14 protein-coding genes are annotated in these 17170 nt (G+C 40.2%); 7 read left to right on the top strand and 7 right to left on the bottom strand.

What is annotated here, in order from left to right; genetic code table 11:
* Window positions 1-125: 125 nt before the first annotated feature.
* Window positions 126-1235 (bottom strand): arginase family protein, encoded by a 1110-nt coding sequence (locus AOG26_RS20195; protein ID WP_054564099.1) that lies wholly within the window; start codon window positions 1233-1235, stop codon window positions 126-128.
* Window positions 1236-1524: 289 nt separating this feature from the next.
* Entirely contained in the window at window positions 1525-2304 is a 780-nt protein-coding gene (locus AOG26_RS20190; protein ID WP_054564098.1) for a DUF2189 domain-containing protein, read from the bottom strand.
* A 145-nt stretch (window positions 2305-2449) separates the two neighbouring features.
* On the opposite strand from AOG26_RS20190, the gene udp reads away from it, so the two are divergent.
* A complete protein-coding gene (udp, locus tag AOG26_RS20185; protein ID WP_054564097.1) occupies window positions 2450-3205 on the top strand; it encodes a uridine phosphorylase in 756 nt (251 codons plus the stop codon).
* Here the strand turns inward: udp and cdd are convergent.
* Window positions 3202-4134, bottom strand: a complete 933-nt coding sequence (gene cdd / locus AOG26_RS20180) for a cytidine deaminase (protein ID WP_054564096.1) — start codon at window positions 4132-4134, stop codon at window positions 3202-3204. The genes udp and cdd overlap by 4 nt on opposite strands.
* Before the next feature lie 165 nt (window positions 4135-4299).
* The gene (locus AOG26_RS20175) at window positions 4300-4668 is read right to left on the bottom strand and encodes a hypothetical protein (protein WP_054564095.1); all 369 of its coding nucleotides are present in this window, start codon (window positions 4666-4668) and stop codon (window positions 4300-4302) included.
* 338 nt (window positions 4669-5006) lie between these two features.
* On the opposite strand from AOG26_RS20175, the gene AOG26_RS20170 reads away from it, so the two are divergent.
* A complete protein-coding gene (locus tag AOG26_RS20170; protein ID WP_054564094.1) occupies window positions 5007-7046 on the top strand; it encodes a tetratricopeptide repeat-containing sensor histidine kinase in 2040 nt (679 codons plus the stop codon).
* On the opposite strand, the gene ppc is transcribed toward AOG26_RS20170, so the two are convergent.
* On the bottom strand, window positions 7043-9688 hold the full coding sequence (gene ppc, locus AOG26_RS20165; protein WP_054564093.1) for a phosphoenolpyruvate carboxylase: 2646 nt from the start codon (window positions 9686-9688) through the stop codon (window positions 7043-7045). The genes AOG26_RS20170 and ppc overlap by 4 nt on opposite strands.
* A gap of 423 nt (window positions 9689-10111) precedes the next feature.
* Here ppc and AOG26_RS20160 point away from each other — a divergent pair, with 423 nt between their 5' ends.
* Complete coding sequence (locus tag AOG26_RS20160; RefSeq protein WP_054564092.1) at window positions 10112-10858, top strand: SDR family NAD(P)-dependent oxidoreductase; 747 nt, start codon at window positions 10112-10114, stop codon at window positions 10856-10858.
* 10 nt (window positions 10859-10868) lie between these two features.
* Window positions 10869-11477, top strand: a complete 609-nt coding sequence (locus AOG26_RS20155; RefSeq protein WP_054564091.1) for a flavin reductase family protein — start codon at window positions 10869-10871, stop codon at window positions 11475-11477.
* A gap of 15 nt (window positions 11478-11492) precedes the next feature.
* On the opposite strand, the gene AOG26_RS20150 is transcribed toward AOG26_RS20155, so the two are convergent.
* Complete coding sequence (locus AOG26_RS20150) at window positions 11493-12572, bottom strand: M24 family metallopeptidase (protein WP_054564090.1); 1080 nt, start codon at window positions 12570-12572, stop codon at window positions 11493-11495.
* 129 nt (window positions 12573-12701) lie between these two features.
* Between AOG26_RS20150 and AOG26_RS20145 the strand changes: the two genes are divergently transcribed.
* Both AOG26_RS20145 and AOG26_RS20140 read left to right on the top strand, forming a co-directional pair.
* Window positions 12702-13922, top strand: coding sequence for a M24 family metallopeptidase (locus AOG26_RS20145; protein ID WP_054564100.1), 1221 nt, complete (start codon window positions 12702-12704; stop codon window positions 13920-13922).
* 152 nt (window positions 13923-14074) lie between these two features.
* Window positions 14075-15481: a YfcC family protein gene (locus tag AOG26_RS20140; RefSeq protein WP_054564089.1), complete on the top strand. Its 1407-nt coding sequence runs from the start codon at window positions 14075-14077 to the stop codon at window positions 15479-15481.
* A 245-nt stretch (window positions 15482-15726) separates the two neighbouring features.
* Here the strand turns inward: AOG26_RS20140 and AOG26_RS20135 are convergent, their stop codons facing one another.
* Window positions 15727-16698, bottom strand: a complete 972-nt coding sequence (locus AOG26_RS20135; protein ID WP_054564088.1) for an integron integrase — start codon at window positions 16696-16698, stop codon at window positions 15727-15729.
* A 244-nt stretch (window positions 16699-16942) separates the two neighbouring features.
* Between AOG26_RS20135 and AOG26_RS20130 the strand changes: the two genes are divergently transcribed.
* Window positions 16943-17170 (top strand): hypothetical protein (locus tag AOG26_RS20130; RefSeq protein WP_152967003.1); only part of this gene is annotated, 228 nt, incomplete at its 3' end.

Raw genomic sequence — 17170 nt, 5'->3', positions numbered from 1 at the left:
TAATGAGCGATACCAAATAAATTATAATTATTTTTTATAATAATATAGCTCGGAGTTGCAGATATTGAAATATTTTTTAGTAAAAAGGAATGAGCGGAAACAGGGTGTTTCCGCTCTAGAGTCAATTACTTATTCATTGCATTTATTAAAAATGCTGAGATTTTAGCGCCTTCTCTTAGGGTTGTTTCAGAACTTGTCTGACCGATTAATGAGCTATCTGTGAATGGTGCAATTTCCATCATGTCAGCACCAGTAATTGGGAACTCGTCAGCCAATGCAACTAGAATGTCTAATGCATGCTGAGGTGTTAAACCACCGGCTTCTGGTGTTCCTGTCGCTGAAGCAAAGCTTTCATCAAGTGCATCAATATCAAAGCTCACATAAAGCTCATCAACATTATCTGCTTTTAGCTGCGCAATAACTTCTTCAGCAACAGCTTTAGCGCCACGTTCGATGATTTCGTGTGCCCAATGTTGTTTAACGCCAAACGTGTCTTCCCAGTGTTGCTTAGGCTTACCACTAGAGCGAATACCAAATTGAATTAAGTTACGTGGAGCGGGTAAGTACTCAAGAATATGTGTACACCACGAACCAAAACATAAATCGATACCTAAACGTTCAACTAATAAGTCTGTATGAGCATCAAAGTGAATGATTGCAGTGCGTTTTCCTGCGTCACGTTTTGCTTTTAAGTAAGCTTTAGTCAGCGGGTAGCTAATTGAATGGTCGCCACCGATACCAAAAATACCCTTATCTGGGTAATTTGCATAAAAGCCATCACAGACATCTTCAGTGATAGACAAAGGCGATACATGATATTCGCTGTCTTCATCAGCATATAACGCTTTTTGACAGTTTGTAATGGTTGCATCGTTAAGGTATTTATCATGCAATAAATGCGGGATCACACGAACATCACCTAAATCAAAAGCGCGCGCTTGTGGTTGTTGATCAATCAAGGTAGAGCGTAAAAATAGTGGACCCCAGTTAGCACCACGTAAAATACCACCGCCACAATCAGAGCTAATACCTAAAATTACCGCTTTGTGCTCAGACTCTGCCAGTGTTTCAAGTGACTCTTTCCAAAGCACATCAACATTATCTGTTTGGCCGTATAATTTAGTGCGCAGCGCATCTTTACGTTCTTTTGCTGTATTAACTGTAAATACGCCATCGCCAGGAGGACAAAGACACTGACTTAGTTTTTCGTGGAAGGCTTTTTGTGTGTTACTCATCTCTACTCCGCTGATCTTTATCTGCATATTCATGCGTAATTAAAAAACTTACGCAATCAGGTTTGTGTATAGTCTGGATTTTTGAGACTCAGCAATCACTTGCTCAACCAAACCTATAACTTACTGATATTAAATGGTTATAATTTTAATGCAGATGAATTTAAACTGCTCTAGTCAAATAAGAGCGCTGTATTTTGGCAGGTATAACATGCGCGAAAAGAAAGTCAAATTTTGCGGCAATCTAGGTGATTGCCGCTATAGATTTATATTCAAACGAAGTGAATACTCATTATTCGTAGCCTCTTGGCTTCTTAGTTTTGATAACGGCAATGTATGCATGCCAGCTGGCGTAGCTCAATAGAGGCATAATAACGATAAACCCAGCAGTGCCTGTAATAAAGCCGACAAATACCAAACATAGTATCAAACCAGCCCAGACAACCATGGCACCAAAATTTGTTTTAACCGCGTTCATCGAAGATATTACCGCAGTCATAATATCAACACGGCGTTCCATCATAATTTGTGGAGTAAACGCTGAGATAGCAAATACAGTGACCAGTAAGATACCACCGACAATACTACCGAGCGTTAAAAACGCAGATAACTGCTCGAAACTCGGGTTAACAACGTTCGGGTACAATGCATGAATAAGCGCAGCTAAGCGCATCCAAACGATCATAATTACCATTAATAACACTGCAAAGCCCCATTCACCTGCTGGGTTTCTAAACATCGATTTAAGGCTGTGCATCAAGGTGGGTTTGTGGCCTTTTTCAAGCTCCCAAGCAACATCGTAAAGTCCGGCAGCAAAGGCAGGGCCAATTAATGCAAAGCCCACTACAGCAGGTAATATAACTAAGTGTGTATCAAACTGATAAACAAAATACATGATAGTGGCAGGTATCAAGGTAAATACTAATCCGTAGACTAGACTCAGTATGGGCGCATTAGCGATATCTTTAAATGCAAGTGCTAACCAATGAAAAGGCGCACCAATTGAAATTTTCGAGCTTTCTAAACAGCGTGCAAACTCATGGTGTTTACTCATAGAAGATGAAGCAGGCATAATATATCCTCTTTTATCGTTACTTCTTTAGGTTTAGGTTATCTGTGCAATTCTTGCAACATTGGTGATCTAATAGGACATCTGTCCTGTACTTTAAACACATATGATTAAAGTATTACGCTTTAGACAAAAATAAGGTTTAATAATGGAAAAGGTATTTCACTTAGGGCTTACTCGTCAGGACTTAAACGGCGCAACCCTTGCGATTGTCCCAGGCGACCCTGACCGCTCAGCACGCATTTCAACTCTTCTCAATAACCCAGAATGCTTAGCGAAGACCCGTGAATTTCATGTATACCGAGGTGAGCTAAACGGCCACAGCGTTGTAGTTTGTTCAACCGGTATTGGCGGCCCATCAACATCAATTGCTGTTGAAGAGCTTGCTCAGCTAGGTATTGATACCTTTTTGCGCATCGGCACAACCGGTGCAATTCAGCCACACATTAACGAAGGCGATATTTTAATTAGCCAAGCCTCAGTACGTTTAGATGGTGCTAGCCAGCATTTCGCACCACTAAGCTACCCTGCTGTGTCTGACTTCTTTGCAACACAAGCGATGGTAAATGCATGTGATAAGCTAGGAATTAATTTCCACATTGGTATAACTGCATCGAGTGATACGTTCTACCCGGGTCAAGAACGTTACGATACTTATTCTGGCTATGTTCCTCGCTCATTCCAAGGCAGCTGTGAAGAGTGGCAAAAACTAGGTGTGATGAATTATGAAATGGAATCAGCAACACTATTTACTATGTGTGCTGCCCTTGGCTTACGCGCAGCCTGTGTTGCAGGGGTATTAGTAAATCGGACTAAACAAGAAATTCCGAATGTTGACCACGGCGAGATTGAGAAAAAATCAGTCGCCGTCGTCATTGAAGCTGCAAAACTATTGCTAGACTAACCTTCAACTAGTTTAGCAACACAGTGCTCAAATGCTGGTGGGTTTGCAAAGCTTGCCAGCACACTTTTAGCCACCTCATATTGATTTTCTGCCCCTTGTGTTTCTAACAAGGTGATTGACTTAACTGTTTTATCATCAAAGGTTAAGCCCGCAAGATAAAACTGACTCAATGCACTTTGTAATGGCGAAAGGCTTGGACTATAGGCAGCATTTTCAGCATAACTTCCGTAAAAGTCACCTTCATCAAAAGTCGTTAATTTAACCGCACTAAAGTTACCTGTGTAAGGCACGTATGCATTGAGTGCCAATTGAATAAGTTTAGCATCATCAATCGAAAGCTCAGTAAACTGTTTATCGCTTTGCTTATTAGAAAATAAGCACGCTTCATTGCCTAGGTCTTTCGGGCCAAATGAATAAGGTAATAACTCATGTAAATTAAAGTCACGTTCTGGCAATAAAATCTCAAGTGAGTCTGCGGTGCTCAATTCATTCATAAATTGACGGCAGTAACCGCAAGGTGCATCGCTAATAGCAATTTTTAACACTGCTTGCGCGCCATTAAGCCATGCATTATTAATGGCTGATTGCTCAGCATGAACGACCAAACTCAATGCTTGATGAGAAAACTCAACATTTGCGCCAAAATAGAAATTTGTTTCGCCTTGCTTGTTTAACCCAACTGCAATGGCGCCCACATAGAATTTAGAAATAGGCGCGACAGAAAATAAACTTGCGACGGGTACACAGGCTTTTAGTAACTCAAGTTGGCTAACTTGAAACTGCTGACAAAGAGAAGAAATATCAGATTGAGATAAGATGCCACGTTGCTGTTTAAGCTGGGCAAAAAGAGAATTTTTTTGTTGATCATTGAAGCTAAACGGCTCTGAATTTTGAGCTAGTTTGCTTGCATCTATCCTAGTTGCTGTCATAACAAATTATAATTATTAATTGGCTAAACAGTTTAAAAGGTTACGTAATGAATTGCTAGGTTTTGGCGGTAAACATCAAGGTAAATCGCACAATAAAAGCTAAAAATTAGCGGTATTTGTAAGCCCAAATATACACAACAAAATAGCGATGACTAGCTCGACCAATTATTGACGAACCAGCCAATTTTTTGCTTTGTTAAAACATTCAAAGTTTTCAGCTTGTAAGTTATAGCGCTTTGCTTTTTGCATAAATAAGTCATGCATAAAACCATCAAAACTTACGACAATTGCTACAACAGCTTCTTTCAAAGAGTTTGCTACTGCCGGCATAATGGTGAATAAATCAGCAGGTGCGAAATTGTGCGTCAACTCAGACACATCAACGAGTATTTTATCTGACCCATATAATACTGAGTATTGCTGGGCGATTTGGTAAAAATTTATCACATCCTGTGCACTAGCAGTCCCTCTTAACGTCATCATCACGAGTGACGTCGATGCATCATAAGTGATGCAAGTAGACACGTTTGGCATAAGTTACTCTAAAAAAAGCGTGGGGGTTAATTTGGCTTAACGGTAGCTGAATCAAAAAGCTGGGCTATTTTATTAATATCGCCTCTCTAGTCAATACCTAGCAATAAAATAGGTATGACCAGTCATAAAATTCAGATTTTAGGATTAGATCTACTTTAAAGAGTTGTTATGCAAATTCATATCTTATTTACTTTAGACACAAGTATGAGTTTTCCTTTCATAGAATCAGCTTTTTCAGATAAACCTATATTTAATTAAAATTTATAATATTTAGCGTTATTTAGACAGCAAAATGGGTGAGCGTTTTTTATGCTCATTTTTAAATGGATTGGTGTGTCATGAAAGCGCGATTGGTTATATTATTTGGCTTTACCTTGTTGATTTTATTAATTTCAACAACACCTAAAGCGATGCCGATTAAAGAGTTTGAAAAGCTTAGAACCTCAATAAGGCAAAGCTACGCCAGTTCACCTCAAGAAGGGCTTGAGTTTGTCAATGCGCTGATTGAAACTACCGAACTGACACTAGAACAAAAGATTATAGTCACTAATTATAAAGCTTGGTTTTTGCTTGAGACTGACAGGCTTGAACAAGCCATGGAAACCATTGTTAAGTACATGAATATGGTTTCTCAATCTGATGAAAAAGACCTCATGTATGGCTATTTCAATATTTCTGGTGGGATTTATGCACGCTTAGGTCTATATGAAGAAGCCTTAGCGTACTATCGTGATGCCATGCCATTTGCACAATCTCGAGATGAGCGTTTAGTTTATCAAACCGAAAATAATATCGCTTTGGTAAAGCTACGTTTAAACCGTTATAAAGAAGCTGCCGACTCGTTCACATATTATCGAGATTATGCCCACAGTAAAAATCAAACTCTCAACGAATCATTTGCAAGTAATAATTTAGCGCTAGCTTTAATTGGGTTAAAACAGTATCCAGAAGCACTCAAGATTATCAATGAAGCTATCGGGTTGCAAAGCCAACACAACTACACCACTCATCTTGCTTCAAGCCTGGTTCTAAAAGCCAAAGTATTACGTTTTCAGGGTTTTTTAGAAGACTCAGAAAAGGTACTCAACGAAGCTTCGACGCTTATTGAAAATAAACAGCTTGAGAATGAGCAACTTAATATTATTTTATGTTTAGCAGAAACGTATGAAGCACAGGGACATACTGATAAAGCACTCACAACGCTTGCATCCGTTGATACTCACACTGTTAGCCATACTAATTTTGAAGCCCTGTTATCGATTGCCAAATTAACTGCAGAGCTTTACGAGCAACAAAAAAATTATGTAAATGCACTTAGCGCTTATAAACAATATTCGTACATTAACGCCGCTATTTTAACCAGACAAGCCAAAGTGAATTTAGCAAAAGCACTTGCAGAAGCCGATGTTGCCGCAAAAGAAGTAAGAATTTCTAACCTGACTCGTGCAGAACAAATAAAAGCCACTAAAGCCAATGCATTTAAAGATCTCACGATTGTAGTAAGCATCTGTTTAGTTGTTATTTTATTTGGCTCACTTATCGCCATTAACAGCATAGACAAACAAAAACAAAAATTAACTAAAGCATTAGAGCAGTTAAAAGATACACAAGATCATCTGATTGAAATCGAAAAAATAGCCTCTTTAACAGCACTAGTATCTGGTATGGCGCATCAACTTAATACCCCTATTGGCACCATAGTGACAGCCAGTTCATTAATAGATGATTACATGGAAGGTTTAGAAGAAAAATTTAAAGCCCGAGAGCTCTCTAGCAAACATTTTCATAAGTTTATTACCGATACCAATAGCGCTAAAGAGCTAGTGATCAGTAGCATTAATCGACTTGCCGGCATCGTCGAAGAATTCAAAGCGCTCAATGTGTCTATTCACCTTGATAAACCAATGAGCAAAATACAGCTGCCAAGCTTTATTAGTCATCGTTTATACCCTTTGAGTAAACACCTTGGTAAACAAATTGAGTTTAAAATTCATGGCGATGAAGGTGTTATTACGTCGTATCCAACTATTTTAAGTGATGTATTAAAAACCTTGATTATTAATTCCTGCGAGCATGGCTTTGTTAATACTGACAAAGGTGTTGTCGAGGTAACAGTTAAAGCCTATACACATGTGGTTGAAATTACCTACCAAGATAACGGTGTCGGTATCAATGATGAGATCCTACATGAAATATTTACGCCTTTTTATACAACAAATCTAGGTGGAAACCATCTAGGGCTTGGCTTAAACGTAGTATTTAATGCGGTAAAATATAATCTTAGAGGGAAAATAAGCGCCGAGTCATGTAAACACGGCGCTCGTTTTGTGATTAGCTTGCCAATTGATGCAAGGTTAATCGATGACACTAGCTATTAACCGGTATTACGCATACCTGCAGCGATACCTGTCATAGTGATCATCAAGGCATTATCAATATCGCCTGCAGAGCTTTCATCTGCTTCGCGTGAACGACGCAGTAACTCAACTTGTAATAAGTTAAGTGGATCTGTGTACGGGTTACGTAGCGCGATTGACTCTTTGATCCAAGGTTGGTCTGCAAGCAGGCTCTTTTGTGGGCTAAGCGACTGAACAAGCTCAATCGCCTCGCTCAATTCTTGACGTAACTTCACGCCTAATGGCTTATATTGTTCAGTTACTAGTGCATCATCGTAATGCGCACTTAACCATGTATCAGCTTTACTAAATACCATCTCTAGCATCTCTAAACGAGCACGGAAGAATGGCCATTTTAAGCTCATTTCATGAAGTGTCTCGATGCCATACTTATCTAACGCAGCTTTAAGGCCTGTTAATGCACCTAACCAAGCTGGCAGCATTAAACGGTTTTGGCTCCATGCAAAGATCCATGGAATAGCACGAAGGCTTTCTACCCCACCGTTCGGGTTACGCTTCGCAGGGCGAGAACCAAGTGGCAGTTTAGAAAGCTCTTGTTCTGGTGTTGCCATTCTAAAGTAAGGAACAAAGTTTTCATCATGGCGCACAACTTGACGGTAATGCTCACACGAATCTGCACTAATAAGCTCCATAACATCACGCCATTCGCTCTTCGGCTCTGGTGGCGGCAACAAGTTACTTTCTAGAACTGCACCGGCATAAATATTTAAGCTTTGCAGAGCAACAGCAGGTAAACCAAACTTAAAGCGGATCATTTCACCTTGTTCTGTTACACGTAGGCCACCTTTTAATGAACCTGGAGGCTGTGAGCGCAGTGCTTGGGCAGCTGGCGCGCCACCGCGACCAACCGTACCACCACGGCCGTGGAATAAAATAAGCTCAATACCGCGATTTTCGGCTAATTGTACCAGCTTATCCATAGCTTCATATTGTGCCCAACCAGCAGCCATCATGCCTGCATCTTTTGCTGAGTCTGAGTAGCCGATCATGACATTTTGTTGATTTTGAATGTGACCACGGTACCAAGTGTTATCAAGTAAACATTCGATAACCTCTTTACCATTATTTAAGTCGTCTAACGTTTCAAATAATGGCGCAACTGGTAAGTTAAACTTACAACCACTTTCTTTAAGCAGTAACTGTACTGCCAGCACATCAGATGCAGTACGTGCCATCGAAATAATATACAAACCAAATGTTTGTGCATCTTGCGCTGCAATTACATCGAATGTATCTAGCACCTCTTGTACTTCTGGGCTTGGTTGCCAATGTTTTGGAATTAACGGACGACGAGAATTTAGCTCAGCAAGTAAAAACGCTTGTTTGTCTTCTTCTTGCCATTGATGGTAATCACCTAAACCTAAATAACGTGTTAACTCAGAGAAAACATCACCATGACGCGATGAATCCTGACGTACATCAAGTTTTGCAAGGCGCAGACCAAAGCTATTAATACGGCGCAGAACATCAAGCAGCAAGCCATCGGCAACTACTTTCATGTTGGTTTTAATAAGCGAGCGATAACACACTTCGATTGGGTGTTTAATTTGCGCGATATCAGTAATTAAATCTTCAGAATCAGTGCGCTTTTTCTTAATTTTAGCGCCCAAATGCGTCACAGTTTCAGCAATCTGATTCTTTAACTTTTTAAGTACCGCACGGTAAGGTTCAAAGTCTTGACCTGCAAGCTCAATAAGCTCATCGCTTGCATCCGACATAGATAACTCATTGCTTAGCGTTTCGATATCACGAGAATACAAATCAAGCGCCATCCAGCGGCCATGATCAAGTACTTGCTGTGTGACTTCAGCAGTTACAAACGGGTTACCATCGCGGTCGCCGCCCATCCAAGAAGTAAATTCAATTGGACTGAAATCAATAGGTAGCTCTAAATCAAGCTCTGCTTTTACGTCTTCGCCAAACTCACGTAAAAAACGCGGAACAGCGTGCCATAAGCTATTTTCAATAACCGCAAAACCCCATTTAGCTTCATCAATTGGCGTTGGGCGTGAGCGACGGATATCGTCAGTATGCCACGCTTGGCTAATAAGCTGGGCAATGCGGTTTAATAAATCTGCACGTTCACTAGGTAAGTTGTCTTTACGCTCTAAAGAGGCAAGGCAATCACTTAATTCTACGTGTTTATTGATCATTGTACGGCGTGTCACCTCAGTTGGGTGAGCCGTCAGAACTAAATTGATGTGGAGTTTTGAGAGTGTTTGCGCCAAGTGATTAGGATCAACTTGACCTTGCTTTGATGCTGTTGCTAACGCTTTTAATGTTTGAGTGAGAGGGTTTAGTTGGCAAAAACCAACATCATTAAAGCGTGATACGGTATGAAATTGTTCAGCAACATTAGCAAGATTCAAAAAATGATTAAATGAGCGTGCAACCGGTAATAGTTCTTCATCTGTGAGAGCGTGTAGTACTTCGATAAGCGCTTGTCTGTCGGCTTCGTTACCACTACGTGACGATTTAGATAAAGCGCGAATCTCTTCTACCTTATCTAAAATGGCTTGTCCTTGTGCATCTTTAATGGTTTGACCCAGCATTTGTCCAAGCATACTAACATTACCGCGAAGTGCAGCGTATTGTTCACTCATTCTCATACTCCTTTCTTTAACTAAGTTGAAAGTACTTACTGCACAGTATTTAGCCAAGCACGAACGCAGCTAAATACTGATCCCTTTTATTAATATCATTGTCAGCGTTAATTTAATAGATCGAATTTTCTAACATACTCGTAAAAAAGAATAACCAATCTATAAACATAAAAGTGTAATAAATACGCAGCTTAGTCAGCTACAAAGCGTTAAAGCTAGCTCAATTGGTAAAATGGACTTACCAATTTAAAAGGTAAAATCCCCGTAATTTAAGGCATCCTTAAAGTTTGCATGGTCAAATTTTTACCAGCCTTTTTTATGTGTTTATAGGGTTAGATCAAGACAAACAGAGCTACTATCATTTTATTAGTTGGTGATAGTTTGAGCGAAAAAATTTTCAAATATTTTTAGAACAGGTCAAAAATGCAACTCTATATTTTGTGCGGTGCAAGCAGTGAAATTGCAAATGCCTATTTCACCACTCTAAATAAACAAATAAACAGGGGTCATATCGTAACCATCAGTCGAGGTGAATTTAAGGCAAGTTTTAATAAGTCATCAAGCAATGAGATAAGCCACCAGCATTTTACTACTGACTACTCAGAGCAAAGCTTGAGTGGCATTGCTAAAGAACTAGCCAGTGGCCACTATGATTTGGCACAGTTGATGATATTTAACGGCCTATTGCATGATCCAGATAATGCCCCTGAACGTAAACTTGAACAAATATCTGAGCAGCACTTTATAAATAGCATGATGACAAATGCTCTACTACCAATTCGCTTTGTGTCTTTATTCTCAACGCTTTTGAAGCCTCAAGTAGCAACTGTGGTGTGTGCCCTTAGTGCACGTGTTGGTAGCATCAGTGACAACAAGTTAGGCGGTTGGTATAGCTATCGGGCATCGAAGGCGGCATTAAATATGTTATTTAAATCTGCAGCTATTGAACTTAGCAGACGCTATAAAAAATGCCACTGCGTGTTATTTCACCCAGGTACTACTGATACGCCATTATCAAAACCCTTTCAGGCAAATGTGCCCGAAGGAAAGCTATTTACCCCTGAGTTTGTAGCCGAGCAATTGTATTCATTGATAAGTGATGCTGACTATTTACAACAATCACACAACCCTGCCTACTTTGACTGGCAAGGAAAACCCATAGACTGGTAACAGGAAATTTATGCATTTAACAAAACAAGCCATTGCTGATTTAGAAAACCGCTACCGCGCTCATTTAATTAATAGTTTGTCGGGGTTTAAAAGTGCCAACTTAGTCGGCACACAAGATAATAATGGCCAAACTAATTTAGCGATTGTAAGTTCAGTATTTCACCTTGGGGCACATCCCCCTTTAGTGGGTATGATAATTAGGCCCCATTCAGTGCCTCGCCATACCCTAGAAAACTTATTAGCCACTAAGCAGTACACGATTAATCATGTAAACAAAGACATTTACAACAAAGCACATCAAACATCGGCACGCTACGACAAAGACGAGTCTGAATTTGATGCAACAGGGCTCAACACTGAATACCTAAATTACTTTACAGCGCCTTTTGTTAAAGAAAGTAAGCTTAAATATGCGCTTGAGCTGAGAGAACACCACCACCTTGCCATCAATGGCACTGAGCTGATCATAGGTGAAATAACCGATATCTATTTAGATGAGGCGTGTTTGCAAGAAGATGGCTTTGTCGATATTGAAGCCATTGGTACAGTCGCGGTGAGCGGGCTAGATAGTTACCATGTAACTGAACGTTTAGCCCGCTTAGCATATGCTAAAAAGTAACTTTTGATTTAAGCACTAGATTATAAATGGCTTAGGCGCATGGGTTAACACCTCAAAACCAGATTCTGTGACAACTATGTCATCTTCTAGGCGCACACCACCATAGCCTGGTATATAAATGCCGGGCTCAATGGTGATCACATTACCAACTTCAAGGCTGTAGTCTGTCAGTGTGTTGATAAATGGTACTTCATGCAAAAATAGCCCTAAACCATGGCCAAGGCCTTTACCCGCGTATTCGCCAAAACCTGCATCAGCAATCACCTCGTTTGACATGGCATTTAAATCTAAACAATTAATGCCCGGTTTGACCATTTCAAGTGCCGCATTTTGCGCATCAAGAACAGTATTATAAATACGGGTTTGTTTTTCTGATGCTTCGCCAATAATGTAACTACGAGTCATATCAGAGCGATAGCCATTTACAACCGCGCCAAAATCAAGGGTTACAAAGTCTCCTTGCTTTAAAACCTGATCTGACGGGTTACCATGCGGCAAGGCTGAGCGTTCTGCAAATAGCATGATAGTGGCAAACGACATACCTTCTGAACCGAGTTTTTGCATTCTAAATTCAAGCTCTAAGGCAAGGTCACGCTCAGTTACACCCGGTTTAAAATAAGGTAGAGTTTGTGCTAATGCTTCATCAGCGATGGCTGCAGCAGCTTTAATTTGCGCCACTTCCCAGCTATCTTTAACGCGTCTTAGTTTTTCAATTAAGCCGTTTACCGCTGTTAGAGTGTGGCCACTTAGCTCATCTGCCACACCTTGCCAAATTGCTACCGTGACATAGCTTGCATCAAATGCGACATGGCTGTTCGAGCTAAGGTGCCTATTTATACAATGGCCGAGAGTTTCGTTGTCTCTGTCTCGACAAACAACTTCAAATCCTGTTGTTTCAGCAATTGCACGTTGGTGGTATCGGTAATCGGTGATCAACACACACGCATTTTGAGTAATTAATGCATAAGCAGCATTACCGCTAAAACCACTTAAGTAACGAATATTTTCATGACCAAGTACTAACATAGCGCTGTAACCCTGTTGTTCTAGCAAGGCTTTAAATTCAGCTTGTCTTTTTAAGTAATTAACTTGCATTGTCGCTCCTTATTTTTTGCGCATGCTAACAGTTATAACCATAAATACGAATATTATGCGATTAGTCGCAGTGAGTTTGCATCGGGTGTTTACTCAAGCCACAATGCACAAAAAACCAAGGAGTACACAATGACAACATATGGTATTGGCACACAAACGCCAGAGCAGGCGCTTGACTCTTTGTCAGATATGACAACAGATTTAACCCCTATTCAAAATGACGAATTTCATGCTCGTATCGCAAAAGCACAAGCGTATATGCAAGCAAACAATATTGATGCAATTTATTTAAATGCAGGCACTAACCTAGCCTACTTTACGGGTATGCGTTGGTACGCAAGCGAGCGTTTAGTTGGCGCTATTTTACCTGCAAAAGGTGATGTGCAATACATAGCACCGTTTTTTGAAATCGGCAGCTTAAACGATTTTTTGGTGATTGATGGCCCAATTCGTGGCTGGCAAGAGCACGAAAATCCTTATCAACTGTGTGTAGATGTTCTTACAGAAATGGGCATTAGCAAAAATGGCACCCTTGGTATTGATGAAAGCGCACAGTTTTTTATCTACGACGGTATTAATAAAGCGAACGGCAATTACAACATTGTTAACGCACAGTGCGTAACAGCTCACTGCCGCATGCATAAATCAGCCAGTGAACTTGCCTTAATGCAACGTGCTATGGACATGACTTTAGAAGTACACAAAGCAACGGCAAGTATGCTTTATGAAGGTATCACCACCACTGAGGTTGAAGCCTTTATTAAAAAAGCGCACCAAAAAGTCGGCGCGCCGGGTAACTATTTTTGTATTGTGTTATTTGGTGTTGCGTCGTCTTTCCCGCATGGTGTTAAAGATCCGCAAACCCTTAAAAAAGGTGATGTGGTACTGATTGATACTGGCTGTAAAGTACATGATTACCTCTCTGACATTACCCGTACCTATGTATTTGGTGAAGCAACCGAACGTCAACGTATGTTTTGGCAACACGAGAAAAATGCCCAGCTTGCTGCTTTTGCTGCCGCAAAAATTGGTGAGCCATGTGGCAAAGTAGATGATGCTGCAAGACAGTATCTCGCCGAAAATGGTATGGGGCCAGAGTATCAAACACCAGGCTGCCCACACAGAACCGGCCATGGCATTGGTTTAGATATTCATGAATGGCCATACCTTGTTGGAGGTAACCCTACTCCACTTTCAACAGGTATGTGTTTTAGTAACGAACCCATGCTAGTAATACCGGATGAGTTTGGTATTCGCTTAGAAGATCATTTTTATATGACAGACGAAGGTCCGCGCTGGTTTACCGAGCCTGCTCATAGCATTGATGACCCATTTGGTTTAGCTAAATAAAATTCAAATACACTTTATAAGGCCAGTTTTCTGGCCTTTTTTGTATCTGAATTATTACAATCATTAACAGTGTGGACATTTTAGAGACAACCTATCCGCTTTTATCATGTTATGATTTCAAGAATTTAACCTAACATAATTACGGAGAATAAATGGGTTTACGTTTTAAAGTTCCACATACCCTGATACTGCTGCTGGGCATGATGGTTGTTGCGCTTATTGCTACTTGGTTAGTACCACAAGGTTTTTTCACTACTACATTAAGTGAATCAGGCCGTGAAATGGTTGTTGCGGGCACCTATCAAACAGTTGCTGAGCGCCATTACTTAACCCCATGGGATTTATTACAAGCCATACCTCGCGCTTTTGCTGCTGCTCAAGATGTTATTTTCTTTGTTTTAATTGTTGGCGGTGTATTAGCTGTTGCTCGTGCCACAGGCACTGTTGATGCTCTCATTGGTAGGCTTTTAGAGCGACACGGTAAAAAACCGCAACGATTGATCTTTATGGTGGTGTTTTGCTTTGCCTTAGCATCAAGCAGTATTGGTACCGCCGGCGAATATATTCCTTTTGTTATTATTCTCGTTGCGCTTTGTAAGGCAATGCGATTAGACGCAATGACCGCCGTAGGTATGATAGTCGCGGGTTATGGTATTGGTTATGGGGTATCGGCATTTAACCCATTTACGGTATTAATCGCACAGCAAATTGCAGGTATCCCAGTTTACTCTGGCCTATGGTTACGTTTAGCTATATTCATTCCATTTGTGCTCATTGGTTTTCATCATGTTTGGCAATACACCAAAAAAGTAGCTAACGATCCGTCTAAATCAATGATGATTGGCGTGCCTTGCCCACTTGAAAATCAAACAGCAACTAGTTACCCAGCACTTGCCCTGCGCCATAAACTAATTTTAGGCAGCTTTATTATTACCCTTGCAATTGCAGTATGGGGCATCGCAACGAAGGGCTGGTACTTATACGAGCTAGGCGGTGTTTTTATTGCGTGGGGTGTAGTTGTCGCCATTTTAGGCAAACTATCTGCTGATGAAGCAGCAAACAAATTTATAGAAGGCGTATCTGATCTTGTTACCACCGCAGTGTTAATTGGTGTTGCACGGGGTATCGCCCTTATTTTAGAAGACGGCCAAATCTTACATAGCCTTGTGCATGGCATGTCGTTACCGCTTTCTTATGTATCAGCTGAAATATCAGCAATTGGCATGTTGGTTATTCAAACCCTACTCAATACCTTTATTCCTTCTGGTTCAGGGCAAGCTTATGTCACCATGCCACTAATGGCCCCACTAGGTGATTTAGTAGGTGTACCAAGACAAGTTGCCGTGCTTGCTTATCAATTTGGTGATGGCTTTTCAAATATGATCATTCCAACCAACGCCGTACTTATGGGTATTTTAGGGATGGCAGGTGTGCCTTACGGCCATTGGTTTAGATTCTGTTTACCACTACTGATCAAACTAATGGTCGCAGCATCGGTTGTATTAGTATTAGCTGTAATGTTTGGCTATGGCTTAGATGTACAGCCCACACTAAATTAACTTAGTTGATTTGAAAAAGCGCCTTAGGCGCTTTTTTGTTGTGTATTGAGTTCTTATTAGCAACACATTATTGGATCAAATGAGTTGGAGTCAAAGGCGGCTCGGTACCAAAGTCAGCCTTAAGCATTAACTCGTTTCTGCCCCAAAATAAGTTAGGTTAAATGCTCTAATTGCTGCTTTGAGCAATCAAGAAACAGTCCAAGCCCTACACATTGAATGATAAGTTAACGCATCTTTAGTAATAGCTAGAAAATTTTGCTTAATGGGCTTACAACACCGTTTGCTCCTTGTTGTAAAACATGGGTGTAAATCTGTGTGGTTTTGACATCAGAATGGCCCAATTGTGCTTGAACGGTGCGAATATCGGCGCCACTTTGCAATAGGTGCGTTGCAAATGAATGGCGCAAGGTATGAGGCGTAATAACCTTTGTAATATTGGTTTGCTTTAATGCTTTTTTAATCGCTTTTCTAACACATGTAGGGTGGAAATGGTGGCGACGTATCTCGCCAGTTTCTGGGTCATCACTTAATTTGTAGGAAGGAAATAAGTATTGCCACGCTAGTGATTTATTAGCTGAGGGATATTTACGAGTTAAAGCGTTAGGCATCCACACACCTGCGTATCGCTCGTTTTGTAAATCTAATCTTAAATATTCTTCAACTTGCAAAATTTGATTTCTAAGTAATGGGATCAACTCCGTTGCAAGAGTAACTATACGATGCTTGTTGCCTTTTCCGTTCCAAATTTGAATGCATTTGTAATCAAAATCAATGTCCTTTACTCGCAATTGCACCGCTTCCATCACACGCAAACCACTTCCATACATTAACCCCGTGATTAAGTAATATCGCTTGGAAAGATGACTCATCAATTGCTTTACTTCATCAGGCGTCATCACTACAGGCAGCTTGGGTTGTCGATTACTTCGTGCAAAATTCAAGTTTAAAGAAAGCTCATTTTTGACAATATGTTTATATAAAAAAGCGAGCGCATTTAAAGCTGCACTTTGTGTTCTAGGTGACATATTACGTTTTAATACAATATGGTCTAAAAACGCTTTGACTTCTGCATCTCCCATTGAGCTTGGGTGACGTTTGTTGTGAAAGTGAATAAATTTTGCGATCCAACCTAAATAAGCATTAATTGTTCTTAATGAATACTGACGAGTGAGCATATAGTCTGCAATGTAGTTTAAATAAGGAGAACGAGTTTTCATTTTCATTCCTTTGAAATGAAGCTGTATATATATACAGTTTTAGCTCAGTCGCTCGTATAGTCAAGAAAACGACCCAATCGCTCGTTTTTATCCTGAGGTAAAAGCGAGAACTCCTAAATTTTAATAACACTGGTAATTAGTTAACAAGTTTGTTAGAAATAATCTAATAAGAAAAACGAGCTACGCTGTGGTAGAAAAACGCGCGATTAGCTCGCTATAAACATGTTATGTGTATAGGATGGTTATGGATAAACCTAAAAGTATAAAGCTCACAACTATATTTATTTTTCTTGGTTGGCTGGTCAGTTTGGCTTCTATTCTCATTATTTCTTTCAATACTAAAGAGTTAATGCCGAATGTAATAGCAAAATACACCTCATTCGGCGTAACAACTTTATTAGTTATTTGGCTAGCTTACAAAATCAACTGTGGGCGCAACTGGGCAAGGATTATCTATTCCGCTCTTATTTTA

It is taken from the genome of Pseudoalteromonas sp. UCD-33C (assembly GCF_001306895.1).
In the GTDB taxonomy this organism is placed as follows: Bacteria; Pseudomonadota; Gammaproteobacteria; order Enterobacterales; family Alteromonadaceae; genus Pseudoalteromonas.
Note: the sequence above shows the minus strand (reverse complement) of the source record. Positions and strands in the feature narration are given on the sequence as shown.